15 protein-coding genes and 2 pseudogenes are annotated in these 17,213 nt (G+C 34.3%); 3 read left to right on the forward strand and 14 right to left on the reverse strand.

The features are described from left to right. Positions 1 to 117: 117 nt before the first annotated feature. The 3 genes from AMET_RS18895 to AMET_RS18905 all read left to right on the forward strand — a co-directional run bounded on the left by AMET_RS18895 (position 118) and on the right by AMET_RS18905 (position 3,473). Positions 118 to 1,272: a 1-propanol dehydrogenase PduQ gene (locus AMET_RS18895; protein ID WP_012064917.1), complete on the forward strand. Its 1,155-nt coding sequence runs from the start codon at positions 118 to 120 to the stop codon at positions 1,270 to 1,272. A gap of 285 nt (positions 1,273 to 1,557) precedes the next feature. Further along, positions 1,558 to 2,730, forward strand: coding sequence for a histidine kinase (locus AMET_RS18900; RefSeq protein ID WP_242661328.1), 1,173 nt, complete (start codon positions 1,558 to 1,560; stop codon positions 2,728 to 2,730). A gap of 14 nt (positions 2,731 to 2,744) precedes the next feature. Beyond that, a complete protein-coding gene (locus AMET_RS18905; RefSeq protein ID WP_330368612.1) occupies positions 2,745 to 3,473 on the forward strand; it encodes a response regulator transcription factor in 729 nt (242 codons plus the stop codon). Between the two features lie 332 nt (positions 3,474 to 3,805). Here the strand turns inward: AMET_RS18905 and AMET_RS18910 are convergent, their stop codons facing one another. The 14 genes and pseudogenes from AMET_RS18910 to AMET_RS25190 all read right to left on the reverse strand — a co-directional run bounded on the left by AMET_RS18910 (position 3,806) and on the right by AMET_RS25190 (position 16,842). Further along, complete coding sequence (locus tag AMET_RS18910; protein ID WP_012064921.1) at positions 3,806 to 4,681, reverse strand: AraC family transcriptional regulator; 876 nt, start codon at positions 4,679 to 4,681, stop codon at positions 3,806 to 3,808. Further along, positions 4,678 to 7,338 (reverse strand): ATP-binding cassette domain-containing protein, encoded by a 2,661-nt coding sequence (locus tag AMET_RS18915; protein WP_049765304.1) that lies wholly within the window; start codon positions 7,336 to 7,338, stop codon positions 4,678 to 4,680. Before AMET_RS18915 ends, AMET_RS18910 begins: the two co-directional genes overlap by 4 nt. A gap of 68 nt (positions 7,339 to 7,406) precedes the next feature. Beyond that, positions 7,407 to 8,054, reverse strand: a complete 648-nt coding sequence (locus AMET_RS18920; protein WP_083761048.1) for a TrmO family methyltransferase domain-containing protein — start codon at positions 8,052 to 8,054, stop codon at positions 7,407 to 7,409. A 137-nt stretch (positions 8,055 to 8,191) separates the two neighbouring features. Next, positions 8,192 to 8,410 (reverse strand): annotated as a pseudogene (locus AMET_RS25945) (ABC transporter ATP-binding protein); the annotation flags it as partial. Between the two features lie 198 nt (positions 8,411 to 8,608). Beyond that, the gene (locus AMET_RS18925) at positions 8,609 to 9,253 is read right to left on the reverse strand and encodes a VOC family protein (RefSeq protein ID WP_012064923.1); all 645 of its coding nucleotides are present in this window, start codon (positions 9,251 to 9,253) and stop codon (positions 8,609 to 8,611) included. Between the two features lie 79 nt (positions 9,254 to 9,332). After that, the gene (locus AMET_RS18930) at positions 9,333 to 9,962 is read right to left on the reverse strand and encodes a TetR/AcrR family transcriptional regulator (RefSeq protein ID WP_012064924.1); all 630 of its coding nucleotides are present in this window, start codon (positions 9,960 to 9,962) and stop codon (positions 9,333 to 9,335) included. Positions 9,963 to 10,214: 252 nt separating this feature from the next. Then, positions 10,215 to 11,690 carry an MBL fold metallo-hydrolase gene (locus AMET_RS26680; RefSeq protein WP_012064925.1) on the reverse strand — a complete coding sequence of 492 codons (1,476 nt, stop codon included), beginning with the start codon at positions 11,688 to 11,690 and terminating at the stop codon, positions 10,215 to 10,217. 52 nt (positions 11,691 to 11,742) lie between these two features. Further along, positions 11,743 to 11,931 (reverse strand): hypothetical protein, encoded by a 189-nt coding sequence (locus AMET_RS18940; protein ID WP_041720379.1) that lies wholly within the window; start codon positions 11,929 to 11,931, stop codon positions 11,743 to 11,745. 24 nt (positions 11,932 to 11,955) lie between these two features. Beyond that, on the reverse strand, positions 11,956 to 12,699 hold the full coding sequence (gene istB, locus AMET_RS18945; protein ID WP_012062302.1) for an IS21-like element helper ATPase IstB: 744 nt from the start codon (positions 12,697 to 12,699) through the stop codon (positions 11,956 to 11,958). After that, positions 12,687 to 14,255, reverse strand: a complete 1,569-nt coding sequence (gene istA / locus AMET_RS18950) for an IS21 family transposase (RefSeq protein ID WP_049765184.1) — start codon at positions 14,253 to 14,255, stop codon at positions 12,687 to 12,689. Before istA ends, istB begins: the two co-directional genes overlap by 13 nt. Positions 14,256 to 14,370: 115 nt before the next feature. Further along, the gene (locus AMET_RS18955; protein ID WP_012064926.1) at positions 14,371 to 14,817 is read right to left on the reverse strand and encodes a TMEM165/GDT1 family protein; all 447 of its coding nucleotides are present in this window, start codon (positions 14,815 to 14,817) and stop codon (positions 14,371 to 14,373) included. A 337-nt stretch (positions 14,818 to 15,154) separates the two neighbouring features. After that, a complete protein-coding gene (locus AMET_RS25410) occupies positions 15,155 to 15,319 on the reverse strand; it encodes a hypothetical protein (protein ID WP_198135362.1) in 165 nt (54 codons plus the stop codon). Positions 15,320 to 15,540: 221 nt separating this feature from the next. Next, positions 15,541 to 15,768, reverse strand: a complete 228-nt coding sequence (locus AMET_RS27200; RefSeq protein ID WP_334290556.1) for a zinc ribbon domain-containing protein — start codon at positions 15,766 to 15,768, stop codon at positions 15,541 to 15,543. A 3-nt stretch (positions 15,769 to 15,771) separates the two neighbouring features. After that, a pseudogene (locus AMET_RS25190) lies at positions 15,772 to 16,842 on the reverse strand (IS630 family transposase). Positions 16,843 to 17,213 lie beyond the last annotated feature (371 nt).

Consider the following 17,213-nt stretch of genomic DNA (forward strand, 5'->3'; position numbering starts at 1 on the left):
GTGACTATTTTCCAGTTTATCGTCACTTTTCTATGATACCATTATATATATCAATTTATTAATGAAGAAACTTGTCATTAGATTGAAGACTCATATTACATAGGAGGTCATGAAATAATGAATCAATTCAAAATAGATTCTATGATTTACTTTAATGATGACGAATCAGAATCATTAGAATTTCTAAAAGGTATTAAGGGAGAAAAAGCTTTCATTGTTGCAGATTCCATCATGGACAAGCTAGGCTACTTAGAAAAAACAATTTCACATCTTAAGCATGCTAAAATTACTTGCTCAGTTTTCACTGGAGTAAAACCCGATCCAGACACGAGTACAATTAGTAATGGAATTAAAGAGTACAAAAAAACAGATGCCGATATCATTATCGCATTGGGAGGAGGTTCTGCTATTGATACGGCAAAGGCAATTATTTATTATTCTGCTAAATTATCTGATAACCACTTGTCAAAACATAAGCCTCTTTTTATTGCAATTCCTTCTACCAGTGGAACCGGTTCAGAAGTTACTGATTTCTCTGTAATTACCTCCGATGGACAAAAGATTTGTATTATTGATGATCTTATCGTTCCTGATATTGCATTGCTTGATGCAACGTGCATTCAACATGTTCCAAAAAATGTTGTGGCTGATACAGGAATCGATGTTCTAGTTCACGCCATCGAAGCTTACATCTCTACAAAAGCAACAGACTTTACCGACGCCCTAGCTGAGAAATCCATTAAAATTATTTTTGAAGATTTAGAAACGGTATACTTAGATATTCATAATACAGCTGCAAGAAGACGAATTTTAAATGCTTCCTGTATTGCTGGTATGGCATTTTCTAATACAGGTCTTGGAATAAATCACAGTTTAGCCCATGCCTTGGGCTCAGCTTTCAACATCTCCCATGGAAGAGCAAACGCATTAGTTTTACAAGAAGTTATGAGATATAACGGTGATTTAGATGGTAAAGCTAACAATACTGCTGCTCATAAATTTTCTAATTTAGCCAAGCAACTATATCTTCCAGCAAGAACCGTTAGAGAAGGTGCTTATCATTTTATTGCTGCCGTAAAGGAGCTTCAATCTTCTATAAATATAGAAAGAGATCTCAAATCATTTGGTATTGATGAATTAGATTTAAATGCGCAAATCTCTTACTTAGCTGAAAATGCTCTGAATGATCGGTGCACACCAACGAATCCTAGAAAAGTCACAATTGAAGATTTAGTAAGGATTTATCGTAATTGCTATGAGTTATCGTTTTAACACACTCTTTCCTTTTTTTCTTTAATATTTGATTGTTTTCTGCTAACCTACTTATTTTTTAATTGTAACGACTGACAATTTTTGCTATTATGTTCATGATAAGACAATTTACTTTAAAAAAGTTTCATACTACAATTAAACAACAATCTCTGTTTTACAAACGTTATCAGAAACGTTAATTCTTCAACCATATTCATCATTTATTTACTGTTTTCCATAAGAATTGCTTTAAAATTGATTGATATAATGAGGTGCTAAATCACGATGATATCTGAAAATAATGCTATGAAAAAGATGATAGTTTCAAACTTTCATAACCGCTATAGCGGAATTCTCTCGTTATCCGATATTTCTCTTTTCTTGGTGGATCGAAATGGCGAAATTTTGCATGAGTTTATTTCCTCCCCTGATTTCTGCACGAATCTCTGTAAAGAAAGTAGTCAATCAGTTTGCTCTGACTATAGAAAACAAATAAAAAATCGTCATTATAATAATTTTTTTTGTAAATATGGTTTAAATAACATTATTCTTCCTATCGAAGTGGATAATGAAATCATGGGTTTTATCGGGGGCATGCAAGTATATTTAAAGGAGAATGAATACAAAAAATACATGGTTAATGCCCAGTCTTTTACAAAGGAAAACGATGTAAAGTTAGAATTCATTGCTAAAGCCATCGGCTCATTAAAAACCGTAGAAAGCAATAAAATTGTCGTCCATGAGCAACTCTGTCATCATATCGCTAAAAACATCGCATTAGACCTTAAGGATACCATCAATGAAAAAAAGCCTCATGTTTCTACCCTATCGATCGAAAAAGAAATGCTAGAAAAAAAGATCATCGACCTTGAAGTAAAAAATATGTCTTTGGTGGTCAATCCTCATTTTGTATTCAACACGTTAAATAGTATTGCAAGAATCGCCTACTTTGAAAAATCTCATACGATCGAAGAACTTATTTATTGTCTTTCAGATCTATTGCGCTACAATTTAAACCAAGGAGATCAACTTCATACGGTAGCAGCAGAAATTGACAATATTGAAAAATATTTGCATATTCAAAAAGTACGTTTTAGGAGCCGTCTCGATTACGTCATTGATGTGCCTGATCAAGTTCAGTCTATGAGAATACCAAACATGATCATACAACCAATTGTTGATAATGCTATTAATCATGGGATTACGGGCAATCGCGATGGAGGTATAGTAAAAATCTATGCAGAAAGTATGAAAAACACTTTGATAATTTTTGTTGCTGATAATGGGAACGGGTTTCCTCAAGAAGTCTATAACAAAATTCATCGTGGAGATTGTCCTTCTGGTTATGGTTTCTCAAGTACTGATAAACGTTTAAAGCAATATTATGGCAATGCCTATGGCTTGAAAATTGTCAAATCAGATTTTAGTGGTAGTACTGTTTCTATTACCATTCCTAAGAAACATCCTGGAGGTGTTTAATCATGAATGTCGTTATGATCGCTGAAGACGAAACCTTAGAACAAGAATTCCTTAAGTCCATTATCGCTGATGCATTACACCCAGAAGATTTTTTACTTACCTGCGAGAGTGGAGTGGAAGCTATAGAGTTATCTAAAAAGCACCGCCCTAACATCATCATCATGGATTTAATGTTGGCAGAATTAGATGGTTTAAGTGCTATTGAAGAAATAAGAAATTTTTTGCCTGAAAGCTGCATAGCTATCATTTCAGCCTATTCCGATTTTTCTTATGCCCAAAGAGCCATTCGTCTTAATGTCCATGAATATCTATTGAAGCCCATTAAACCCGCTAAAATTAAAAGTATTCTTAACAAAATGCTTGAAACTCCAAGAGATTGTGACTCCTTTGATAAACCCCCAGCAGTAAATAACGATGAATATAAGCATTTTATCAAAGATTCTATTGCCTATATTAATGAGCATTTTAAAGAAAAGCTCACGTTAGAAATGGTTGCATCAAAAATCTATATGAATCCCAAGTATTTTAGTCAAACCTTCAAAAAAGAAGTGAGGATTTCTTTTACTGAGTATGTGGTAAAACTAAGAATGGAATTTGCTTGCAAACTGTTAGCGACCACCAATTATCCAGTTTATCGTATTGCTACCGAATGTGGTTTTTCTGACCCTTCATATTTTAATCGAGTATTTTGTTCTCATATGGATATGACACCTAAGGCTTACCGCAAAAAAATGAATCAATAGTTTCAATTCCCTGCTCTTTGTTTCGATTTTATGACGTTCCCTTGCTTTCACGTAGTTATAATACGCGAAATAGTACAACCCCTCTAAAGGCAAAACTCCCCTAAACGCTCCTTTAGGGGAATATATAATGAATTTATATATTTAATCTTCTAAACCACTGATATCAACCTATTTCTTCTGTATCAACACCACACACTCCATGTTGGTTTTGATAGAAAGATGATGATTTTTCCCAAAATAAATAAAGAATCCTCCTGGGGAATATTCAAATTCTTTCCCACTATAATCCGTACTCTTTCCACAATATGGGATTAACACTTGTTGAGCCACTCTCAAACAATCGGTATATAAATCTCTACTAGACGTTTGTCTCCCTGTTCTTCCACTTTAGGGTAATGTTCAAGAGAAAATCTGTCATCAGGTTTATGACCACTTGTGGGAAGCCATTTGCCATACATATAATACCAGGCTTTGTCGTATTCACTTGGTTCTACCATAAAACTTCCAACAGCATACTGCCCTTCATGAAGATTTAGAATACCAATATCTCCACTTACTGCAAGGTTCCTATCGACAGACATACAGACACTAAGCCGTAACTGATCTTCATCTGTTTCGTTCCCAAAATCATGATAGATAACGAACCATCTTGAGGTTGATGAGATTAACCTCCTTTGATCTGCCCATTGATAAAGCTTCTGAAACAAATTAGAAAAAAGTTCACTGTCTCTCTTGTATGGTCCTGTATATCTGGTATAAATCAGCTTGATTGCCTTCTCTCTTCGTATCTCAATTTTCAGAGGATCTATTGTCATATCCTGATTATCTAAGTACTTATTAACAAAATCAGTCTCGCTTACAGTACCATTTGTTTTTCGGTAACTACTACTGCAGACTCCATACTTAGATTTGAAGGCTTTTGCAAAAGAGGTCTGATTAGAAAATCCTACACTCATGGCAATGTCTATAATAGGTCGGTCTTTATCAAACAAAAGTATATGGGCTGCCTTTTCCAATCGTATCCTCTTAATGAATCCATATAAACTTTCTCCTGTCATAGAACCATATATTCTTTGAAAATGATACTCGCTAAAATTGGCTCTTTGAGATAAACGTTTTACTGTAAGGGATTCATCTAGGTGGTTTTCTATATAATCTTGTACTTTATTGATTTGTTCAACATAAGTATTCTTATTGTTTGCATTCATATGAAGTCTCCTTCACGCTTTTGAAACCCCGCTTGAAGGATATGCCCCCCTTGAACACCACCAGGTCCAAGTTCAACAATGTAATCACATTTCTTTATCATTTTAAGGTTATGTTCTATAATAATGATTGTAGCACCTTTTTCTTTCAGTTCTTTTAAAACATCTATGACTTTTTCAACATCTTCTTCATGGAGACCAGTGGTTGGTTCATCCAAAATGTAAAGGATGTTTTTACACTCATTTTTATTTAACTCTTTAGCCAACTTTATTCTTTGTGCTTCACCGCCTGATAAAGTAGAAGCACTTTGACCAAGCTTAAGGTAACCTAAACCAACTTTATTAAGCATAGAAAGCTGCCTGACAATTTCCTTTTCCTCCTGAAAAACTTCTAGCAAATCATGAATTTCAATATCAAGGATATCTCCTATGGAACAGTCTTTTCTTGTAATTTTCAACACCTCTTTAGAATATCTTTTCCCATGGCATTTGTTACAAGGAACATATAAATTATCCATATAATGCATGTTCACTGCCACTTCTCCAAGACCACTGCATTCCGGGCATTGCCCTTTTTTAGAATTAAAGCTAAAGTATTCTTTTGACAGATTCTTCTTTTTCGCCTGCTGAGTATCTGCATAGCATTGTCTTATTAAATCAAACACACCTGTATAAGTTCCCGGATTCGATCTAGAATTACTACCAATTGCTTTCTGATTCACATAGCACACATCTTCAAAGGATTCTATACCGATTACCTTTTGAAAAGTCCCCTTCTCTTCAACCGTTCTTCCCAATGAACTCATAATGTAAGGATACAGAGTCTTTGAAATAAGAGTACTTTTTCCAGAACCACTAACACCTATAACTGCTGTCATCATCCCGATTGGTATTGCAACATCAATATTTTTCAAGTTATTGGTAGTAACTCCTTTTAGTTGAATATAGGTGTCCTTTATGGCTTTGTTGTTATCCAGGGAGACACTGTCAATAACTTTGATAGTGTCAAAGTCATCGCTACAGTCTTGTGATATAAGCTGATTTTCAATCTCTTTTCGATGATGTACAAAAACGAGTTCTCCACCATATCTCCCTGCTTTTGGCCCCATATGAAGATGCATGTCGGCAATGGTCAAAAAGCTTTTCTTATGTTCTACTAAAATAACGGTGTTACCATACTTCTTTAAATCCACAATGGCATCCATCAAAAATCGGTAATCCTTAGGATGTAATCCTTTTGAAGGCTCATCCATGATATAAAGAATATTAGAAAGCCCTGTACCAAACTGAGTTGCCAATTTTAAACGCTGTGCTTCTCCACCAGATAAGCTAGGTACACTTCTATTTAATGTTATATAGCCTAAACCTACACTTTGTATTTTTTTAAGTCTTTGATTAAGCTTTATAAAAATCATCCTTGTTTTATCCTGCTGTTCCTTGATAAGTTGCTCATAAATCCTATGGCACCATTTACGTAACTTATCGATACTTAAGCTTACAACTTCAGGATATCTATATCCTTGAATATTTACCAATCTACCTTCTTCAAGTAAACGTTCTCCTTGGCAACAACTGCAGGTCTTTTTAGACATAAATTGGTGTACTTGATCAGTACTTCTTGTAGCTTTAGTATCATGAGCTAGCCTCTGAATGAGATTTATAGCTCCTTCTACAGGTCTTCTGATCACCCCGCTTCTTCCCTTTGAATTTTCATAAGCCAAACTAACTTCACGTCCATTTGAACCATAGAAGAATTGTTGCTTAAATTCCTTAGGTAATCGGTAAAAAGGCAATTCCAGATCTACATTCATATCATCAGCTAAGGCTAAAATTTCGCCTCGCATCCAATTTGCATTAGGTTTCTTCCTATGTTTTCTTAAATCACCATATAATGATGAAGCACCGTCCAATAGCGATTTCTCCGGATGCTCAACAATCTTCTCCTCATCAATACGCATCTCCACTCCTAACCCCTTACAAAGGGGACACATATAATCGGGATGATTGTAACTGAATACTTGTGGCGTTCTGTCAAACAAAATAGCACCACAGTCTTTACAAACATTGCTGTCATCAACAACTTGATGGCACCACGGACATACTCGCTTACCTATTGTGGCAAATAAAAGTTTGAAAACATCTGCAATCTTTGTTACTGATCCTACTGTAGATCTGGGATTTACCCCCAAATTTCGTTGTTCAATGGCTATAGATGGCTGTAAACCCGTTATCTTATCGACATATACATCAGAAAACGTATTATTCAACATCTGATTTGAGAGTACCAAATCCATAAACTGCTTTTGACTCTCAGTAAAAATCGTATCAAAGGCTAAACTAGATTTACCACTTCCACTAACCCCGGTGATTAAGATGATGCTGTTTTTCAAAATAGATACGGATACATTTTTTAGATTATGAATACGAGCGTTGTGTACATGTATCTCTTGATTATCATATTCATCTTTTATATCAAGATTTGTCTCAAGCTCAGCACAAAAAACATCATTTTCTTCATTTGAAGTCATTTCCAGTTGACGTTTTTCAGGTGACACTACTACCTCTTTTGCTCTGTCAAAGTTTTTATATTTGGTCCAATGAGATACCCAAGAAGGAAGTATTGCCCCCTCAACTCTATCTATTGATGGCTGGTAGAACATAATCTGAAATACTTTTGTACCCTGAAACCCGTCAAATCCTTCGATATCAATGGTTCCATTATAATAATCTACCTGCTGTACTCGAACAACAGTCGAACCGGTGATCTTGTTGCAAATATCCCCGTTCTAGGAGCATTATTATATGGAGGATTGCACATACGAGTTCTGCGAAAGGAGTCTTTATCAAAACGGTGAAACCACCATAAAAGTCTGATGTAATCCCCTTTTTTTATGAATTCTCTGAGTTCCATGCTTGCTTCCATTTCAACCAAAACATCCTTATGAAGTTGAATCACAGATCTATTTCCATTCATGGTATACTCTCCGATTACATGATCAGTATAATTTAAACAAAACCTTTTCTTAGGTTCCCCTGCCTCCAATACAACCTCTTCAGCTGGAAAATAGGGTTTTATATCTACGAGTTGTCCTGAGACTTTTACCTTTTCCAATATTTCTAAATCCTCTGTCTTTTCTTGTGGGTGCTGTGTATTAGTTCCAGATATTTTAACTATGAGCTGTCCTGTCCTTTCACTTATTTCAAGAATTTTTGCCACATATACTTCAATCCTATCTTCCAGAAGGCAATAAAGCATGCAATGGGAAAACATATCCAGCTTATTCAGTGCTTTTTCATATCCTTCATGCAAATTTACAAGAAGTGCATTCTTCTTATCATCGACAGTTAACGTACCAATTTCCAACCACTTCATCATAATCCTCCTACTCTCCTTAATTATCTAGGTCCATTATATCAAATGGTGGTCAGGGATACTTTTCCATTCCTGCTATCCTTTATTTTAGAAATTTTTTATAATTATTCAAGAGTTTCTGTACCTACTCATTGCCTTCTTCATATTTGTGCTTCCCATAGAATCGAATAAAGTCCATTGTTCTTAATAAGTTCCTCGTGCTTACCCTTTTCAGCAATTGAACCATTCTGTAGTACGACGATTTGATCTGCATTTCTTGTGGTTCGCAGATGATGTGCGATTACTATTACCGTGCGATTTTTTGCCAAATTGCTTATTGCCTGCTGAATTCGGTGCTCATTAATGGGATCCACATTGCTTGGCTGAAGGCCTGATTCAAATGCATGCTTCGCATAATACTTTGAGACATGACAGGTGTAATCAAAACATACAAAACAGATTTAGAGCTGTTTACTAAAATAATACACATAATCAATTAATTCATGATATTGATATTCATTTTCATCCAATGGTCAAAAAAATATTATTTCCATAGCTAATATTTTTAAATTCGATTTTTAAATTTTTCTGTTTATTTCTGAATTACAAAATAACACCTCCTTTACAACACCCTTTTCTCCTGATATTTCAACCGTTACAGAAGAGTCATTGAGAAGTTGATTCAGAATATATGCGGACTCTTTATTTGTTGAAAAAACAACTTCTGAAACTTTGCTTATTCCATTAGGGTGAATAAAATCTTTGGGTTTGGGATCAATGTTGAAATAACTCATTAAAAAAGGTAATCCCAAATCGTTTGGGAAAAAAACTTTGCATCTTAAATCTCTTCCATGAACATCGACCCTTCCTCCATTTTTTAGATAAACGCCTTTTCTTTTATAATTTTTCAGAATTGAGATTTCATATTCTAAATCCTCTGAATCGTTTTCAATACAGAACCCGAGCCATCCTTCGCTTCCTAGATCCCATTCATCCAATCTTTGCACGAATTCCTTTTTTCCAGCAATCTTAAAAACACCTTTGACAAACTTAGGCATACCAGTAGATTCTAGCAGTTCAATATAAGGTCCTTCACTAAAATATATTAATGCATTTATTGGATTTTTCGGCTTTCCATATTCCACTACAAACCCTTTATTTTCCCATTCTTCCACAGCGTTTTTTAAATTGTTGACTTTATAGATTAAATGTCCTGCTCGCAATGTAATTTACTCCTCTCCGTATATAGTAGATTTTTTAATAGTTATAATTATTCTGATTATGATTAGATATTACTTTTAATTATTTTTTTTCATTGAACAACTCATTAAATACACTCTGCCACCCACCGGAATAAAATATTACTAAAAAATCCAAATTTTTAAGCGCTTCTTCATGACTCATATTGTGACGAACAGGCTCTAGTAGTGCATTAATATAACTTTCTGAAATAATATGTAGAGTTGAACAGTCTATTTCAACATATAGATTATTCTTTTTTTTCATCCTATCTAAATAAGCAAGAGTGTGTTTTACCTCATAATCAACAATTGTATGCACAAAATCAGATTTTGAAGAACCATCTGCCTCAACAACTAAGAGCCTAAAAACATCGAAATGTTTATAAATAAAATCATAGATTAAATAGAAATTATCTAGTGATTTTTGTATAGTAATATCACTAATTACCGTCTCCGTATCATAATAAGAAGAACTCAATGCATCAAATATCTCTTTTACTTGAATGCAAACAGGATCCACAATTGCTTCAAAGAGAGCATTTTTATCCTTGAAATAAGTATATATTGCACCCGTTGTCATCCCTGTAGCTGCAGCAATATTACGCAACGATGCATCCTTAAATCCATGATAGAGAAATTCTTGTTTGGCAAAATGCATAATTTTTTCTTTCACACTTAGTTCATTACTCAATCCAACTGCCTCCTCCTCCTAAGATAACAGTGTTATCTTACCTGTTTTTTATTATTTTGTCAAGAGATACCCGATACAGGTTAAATCTTTTGCTGCTTTTTCTTCATTTGTTTTTTGACAGCGACAGATACTATTACATATTTACAAAATACCATTCATAAGATTTATAACGACATCACCATTTTTCTCTTAAAAATGTCACTAATTATTATTTTCAATATAAAAATAACCATTTAGCAATACCATTTCCAACTACTTAAGTGAATGCAGATGTATTTTCTTGAGTTCACATTTATTTTCGACTAACTTTTGTTTTGCAAAAGGCTTCCCATGAGATGGGTAAACAGTTTTGAAATCTAGACTAATCATCTTCATCCATGAAGTTTCATAGTCTTTCAAACTTTCTATCCAAACTATTATATGATTACGGCTTGGTATGCCATTCATGGCTGCATCGCCACAAAAAAGTACGCTATTTTCAAACAATAAACCAATGGAATCTTTTGTATGTCCAGGTAACTCAATAATCTTTGCTGAAAGCATTTTCTCAATTTCTAGCTTGGTATCTTTTGTTACAATCACATATCGATTTGGAGAATCAACTGGTTGAAATCGATGATCTCCTTTACCAAATAGTTTCATCATCTGACAAAAGCTCCATGCTATCACACTGCTACATCCACCATCGAATGAGTTTTGTCCAGTTTTTAGTCTTTTTATCGATTCAGGGTGAAGAATTACTTTCGCTTTCGTCTTTTCAAGAATCTCATTTAGAAATCCAACATGGTCGTCATGTGCATGTGTAATAAAGACATATGCAATATCATCTAGTGATATATTTCTATTTTTCAATGCTTCCTTAAATTTTTTATAGTGCTCTTTGTAGCCTGTATCGATAAGCAAATACCCATCTTCCATTTCAATCATATAAATATTACTAATCCTATTTCCAATGTTTATTATTCGATCCTCAGCAGGTTTTCTCATCTTGTAGGCACTTTCAATTCTTATAGCCAACTCGTTGTTTTCTTTTTCAACTTCGTTAATATATGAAGGAATACCTTCTACGTTTCCGATTGCCCCACCAATGAGAATTGATTCCAATTGATTCCTAACCAAGTTTACATTCTTCACCCTCTTTTCATCCTTCACATTCTCGATTAGCCAAAGTGTATCTATCAAGCTATCTAAAATTTCTTCATTAATAAACGGTTTATCCCGATAGGAAAATTCTATTTTTCTAGATTCTCCTTGCCAATCCGGATTAACGAGAGACTCTCGAATGATATATTTTGCATGACCTATAGCACATTGATGACCTTGACAGGCATTGCAAAATTCTGGTCCCATACAGATGTTTTCAAGATCTTCTTGAAGGTGTTGATAGTAATCATGAATCAATTTCGATTTTGCTTTGAATTTAGATTGTATGCCCACGCTAACGCCTTGAATTAATTTCCTTGCCATTAAAGTTACAATTAATATTAAAACAAAGAAAAATGGAACAACAAATTTAGGATTTAAATATTGTTCGGGGACAGTTTGCCACAGCTTTTGGATACCAAAAATCATAAATATGGACGCCGCAAATAATTTAATTCCTAATTCCGGAACCTTATCACCCAATTTTATACCTACAAAAATGCCTAACGCTCCTGTGTAACTGGCAAGTGTTTTTGGAGAAATTTTGGCAAATAGTTTTCCATAGTAATTTCCAAATCTCTCCATACACTACTGCTTGTAATTTATCTTATAATCACTGAACTTTATTAAACGAATATTAGTTTTTATCTCTTATGACTTTTCTGATTTGCTCATAAATATCTTGCTCCGTATACTCGAAAATATGACCTTCATCATCTTCTACAGGAGATCCATACTCATTTAATAATTCCTGCTTTAAGCCATCAGAGATAGTTATCCTTCTGCTAAACAAATACTTTTTTAAATCTTTCTCTCTTAACAACATAATCACAATCGCCTCCTTCATCTATTAAAACAATGATTCTCGATGTTCTAATCTATAGCTCTTACCTGTCATATTAAATAGCTCACATCTGTAAGTGATTCTATCTAACACTGCCGTGGTTAAAGCGGGGTCCCCTAATAACTCGGTCCAATCTTCAAGCCCTTTGTTGGAGGTAATAATTAACGATGTTTGTTCATGAAGGGCTGATATTAATTGGAAAAACAAGTTCGCTTCTTCTCTTGATATGGGGAGGTAACCTAGCTCATCGATGATCAGAAGACTAGAAGATAAAACATTGTTGATTTTCCCTTTGCTTTTTCTTGATATCTCCTGTGTTTTTAAACAGTGCATCAGATTGTCCATGGTGGTGAAGCTAACCTTGTAGCCCATCTCTACAGCCTTGTACCCTAATGCAATACACAAGTGGCTTTTACCTACCCCTGGAGGGCCTAAAAGTATTAGATTATACATTCTATCTATCCAGTCCATCTCAATAAGACTATTGATTTGTCTTTGGGTAATCGATCTTTGAAAGGTTAGATCGAACTCTTCTATTGTCTTAAGTACCGGAAAGCCTGCAGCCTTAACTCTGCGTTCCTGGGCCTTTTTCTCTCTGAGATCGACTTCGTTTTCTAATATTGACAGTAAAAGATTCTGATATGAAATGTTGTTTATGTCAGCATTTTCAACGATGGAATCTGCATTGGTATTTAAGTAGTTCAATTTGAGTTTTTTAGCGTGATCCTTTATTGATTCTAATTTTTCCATTTTCTTTTATCCTCCTTCAGGGCACTCATGTATTCTCTAATATCTCGTACTTGAGGCTTTAAATCCTGATATTTTGAAGGAGTAGTTATGTCAGCTTTAAAGTACTTCTTATTTAGTTGTCTGTTTTCTTCAAGTTTTAAGTACTGTATGGCATCCTTCAAGAGCCCTGCGCTAAACAATTTCCTTTCAATACAGTAGCTTAATGCCCTTTGAACAATTGATTTGTCTTGGTTTTTTACTGTATTCATTATTAGGGCAAATTGATCTTTAAAGTGTCTTGGCTTCTCTATTTTTAATACATCAACAAATTCATTAGCCTTTTCAGTATGGTCTAAGCTTTTTAACACTTTGTTGTAGATTTCATGACTTGTACAGTGTTTACTCTCATTCCTATCATAGTGCTCTATTTTCACTAATTTTCCTTTATCCTGACTGATTTTATGTTCAATAATTAACTGTTCTGTATCTTGGTTCTTAATTTCCATGGTATCTTTCTTAATAATTAATTTAACCTCTTTCCCTGGAGAATAGGTTCCCGTAGGGACTTGGTATCTATTTTGCTTGTAAAAAACTGTATTGTTTTTTCTAACGAGATAGGTTAAACTATTTGTATTAGTTGTGTTTACAAATAGAGTGGGTATTGGCTTTAAGTGTTCCTTTTCCAGGGCAAACACTTCTGCCGGTACCTTCTTTGTTGTTTCATGGACTTTTTTATTACCTCTTCTTTCTAACCATTTCAGCGAATCATCATTAAATGAGTCAATATCTACAAATGTTCTATTCTTTGCAAAATTATACTTGGCATATTTCACTACGGCTTCAATTTTCCCTTTACTCTGTGGGTCATAACCCCTGCAAAGGTACACTTTAAACTTAAGGGAATTAATATAGTTTTGAAATCCTTCTGTGTATATGATATCTCCATGATTTTCTGATACCACTAGGACTCTGTCCTGGTCATAAACAACCTCCTTAGGCATTCCTCCAAAATATTCAAAGGCTTTATTATGGGCCTCAATGAATGTCTGGGTAGTAAAGGGCTTGTCTATCCAATAGATGTATTTATGTCTGGAATGGGATAAAACCATACCAAAGCAATATACTTTGATTCTTGTTTTGTCAGGTTTATCTAGCCATATTTGGCCCAGGTCAACCTGTGCTTGATATCCCATAGGAAGCTCATCCACCTCCTCAAATTGCCTTGCTGAAACTACTTTAGGGAGCTTATGTTCTTCCCTTAAGTGATTGACATATAGTCGTAAAGTTCTATCCTTAAAGTCCAGCACATGATATTTTTCCTCTAGCCAATCATATATTTGAGCACTTGATAAATCCCTATGTTCTCTAATCCATGCTAAGACTTCGTCCTTATATTTGTCCACCTTCCTTTCTCTAGATTCAGTTCTTTGTCTTAAGCTTGCAAATTCATCTGGTGTCATATCCCAATATTTATGTACTGTTTTATAGTCGATCTCCAGCCTCCTTGCTACCTGTGATTTATTCAGTCCTTTGGACTTGTATCCTTGGATTTCAGCAAACATATTCCACTCCTTCAATTTCATTCCTCCTCTGGTGTCACTAGCTAACTAATTCTACCAGAAGGGATATTATTATTGTAGTAAATTGGAAATTATTCTCCGTTTTTGTTTGCCAAAATCTCTCCCTTTTATTTTACCAGTTACATCCTGTAGCAATCATACCTGTAACGGTTCCCACTAATATCATAAATGGATAGGATGTATCTGCAGCCAACGTGATTGCTGTTAACTGTGTTTTATCACCAAGCTCACCTAAAAAGAAGGCTACAGCGACGGTAGCTATTGGTCCAAATTGAATTTTGGGTTCATCTTGGTCGTCATCAGACTTTAGTGTCCATAGTGCGAATCCTAAAAATGCAATTCCTGCTACCATCTGAATGGTGCTAATAGGAATCATTTGAGAAAGATAGCTTCCTATAAGCACTGCTAGACCGTGATTAAGAAAAGCTCCAATTCCGATTCCAATTAGAACCTTTCCAACGGAAAAACGCGTTGCAAAAGCCATTGCAAGAATTTGAGTCTTATCACCCATTTCTGCTATAAAAATCAACATAAATGCCTTTAGTATCTCTTGAATCATATCCTCACTCCTTTTCTTTATCACAACATACTAACTGAATAAACCGTACTACTTCCTCTGACCAGGATTTATATGCTTCCAACTGCTGTATACATAAAGACCTCCCAGATTAAATAAAAGAAGACTTTTAGATTATCAGACAATTCGCCCAATAATCTAAAAGTCTCGCTTCTTTAATATCATTAAAGCAGATAAGACCAGGATCACTCCGGTATGTTGATCTTATCTTGGTTTCCCATAGCTACTCCCTTTTAGAACTCATATTATTTTATCATTCCCCAATATAATTATCAATAGAGTATCAAATTTATAATGTACTTAACTTAGGATTAACTTGTTATAATATCACCCCACAATTTTTAATTAGACTTACAATCTTCATTATTTTCTTGTAGGCTTCCTTGGCAGTATTGGGGTAATCATTGAAATGAATAGTGGTGCGGATAGATAAAACATACTGCTCCGGTTGCTCTAATAAATTTATTTTAGATATTATTGACATTTCAACGCCTCCAGTTTATTTCTTTCTTTTACCTCTTCGTATATCGACACATAGTTTAACATCCGTTACATAAAATCTACTAAAATCTAACATTTAGAGATTTATTCCTTATTCAACGCAACCTGTTTCGTCATAAGACTACTTCAGTTTGATATGTTGCTCCAAAGGCTTAAATTCCTGCGTAACGAACAGTACATATCAGCATCATCTTGTTAGTGATGCTATGCTGATTTTCCATATCTTGAAAAATTTATTGACGCATTTTTGTCCCTATCAATCTCATTATTACATGATGGACAAATAAAAACTCTATCTTTAAGTTTTAAATCTTTCTTGATTTCGCCACAACATGAGCAAGTTTTACTTGAAGGATAAAACCTATCCGCTTTTACAAATTCAATGCTATTAAATTTACTTTTATATTCTAAAATATATAGTTTGTAATAAATATTTTACATTTGCACACAAAGACGATCTATAATCCTTGGAAGATCTTGATTAATAGAGCGGATAAATTTTCTTACAGCTATTTTTATTTTTCTAGTATCAGTATAGAAAACATTGTTTATTATCTCAGATTTTAACCATCCCCATAAGCCTTCAATAAGGTTAAGATTTGGGCTATAAGGTGGTAAGAATACTAATTCTAATTCTAATCTAGAGCGTTGTTCTTCTAGAAATGGTTGAATCAGCTTAGCATGATGTATTCTAGCATTGTCTAAAATCATTACAATTTTACCAGTAGGATATATCTCTAGAATGTTTTTTAAAAAGCCTAAAAATATTTCTGCATCATATTTTTCTTCTTCTTGACAATAAATATGGCCTGTTTCATAGTTGAGTACACCTAAAAGCTTCACACCCTCACGTTTACCGTATGTAGGGATGATTGCTGCTTACCTTTTAAAAACCATGTCTTTTGAATGGCTTGGTAATCACGAATCATAGATTCATCCTGAAATAGAATATGGTCAATTTTTCCGTCAACTAGGTTTTTTTTAACCTCAAATTCTTGCTTAAAGGCTTCTTGCTTTTGGACATCAGCTTTTTCCAGTGTAATAGGTTCGTCTAGTATAACTGAGATCTAATCGATATAGCACTTCTGCCATCCCTCTTGGACTGTACTTTACATCAAATGTATTAATAACCCATTGACGAATGAGGGCAATAGTCCAGTTTTTTCTAGGTTCAAAGCCAACTTCATCTGGAGTCTTTGTGGTTACCACTTCTACTAGTTCTTCTTCTTGCACACTCGTAAGCATACGAGGAGCGCCAGGGCTATATTTTAAGTTCAAACCCGAAATACCTTCTTTTTTATACTTTCTAATATAGGTACCCACAGTATGCTGACACAGATCAAGAGCATCTGCAATAGATTTATTACTAGAGCCTTTTAGGTGATGAAGAATTACTATATACCGCCGATACATGCGTTTATCTTTTGAATTTCTTATAGCGTGCTTGATCGCTTCAATCTCAGAAATTTTGCTTTCGGTACCAAGAACATCATCATTTTTAAGCATTTTAACCACCATCCTATTTAAAGTATTATAGTTTACATAATACCACGGAACAATTTGAATTAGCGGTGGTTATTTTTACCGTGTAATAAGTTTACTGCAAATTATATATTAGCAAATATAGTTTTCTTAAATTTAGATATGAATTCTGCGTCTATTGTTATTCTTCAAGCAATTTATATGACTAGTGGAGGTCTTTTGATAAATTATATAATCAACCATAGATCCTAAAATACGGACTCTAATTACAATCACCCTAAATTGCAAATTCCTGTTTGGTCAATTATTCTAGCTGTAATTTTAATTAGCGACGTTTATAAATTAAATTATTTTATAGATTTTTGTCGAAGACTCTCGGCAATACTCTCTCCCAA

This window comes from Alkaliphilus metalliredigens QYMF (assembly GCF_000016985.1).
Lineage (GTDB): Bacteria > Bacillota > Clostridia > Peptostreptococcales > Natronincolaceae > Alkaliphilus_A > Alkaliphilus_A metalliredigens.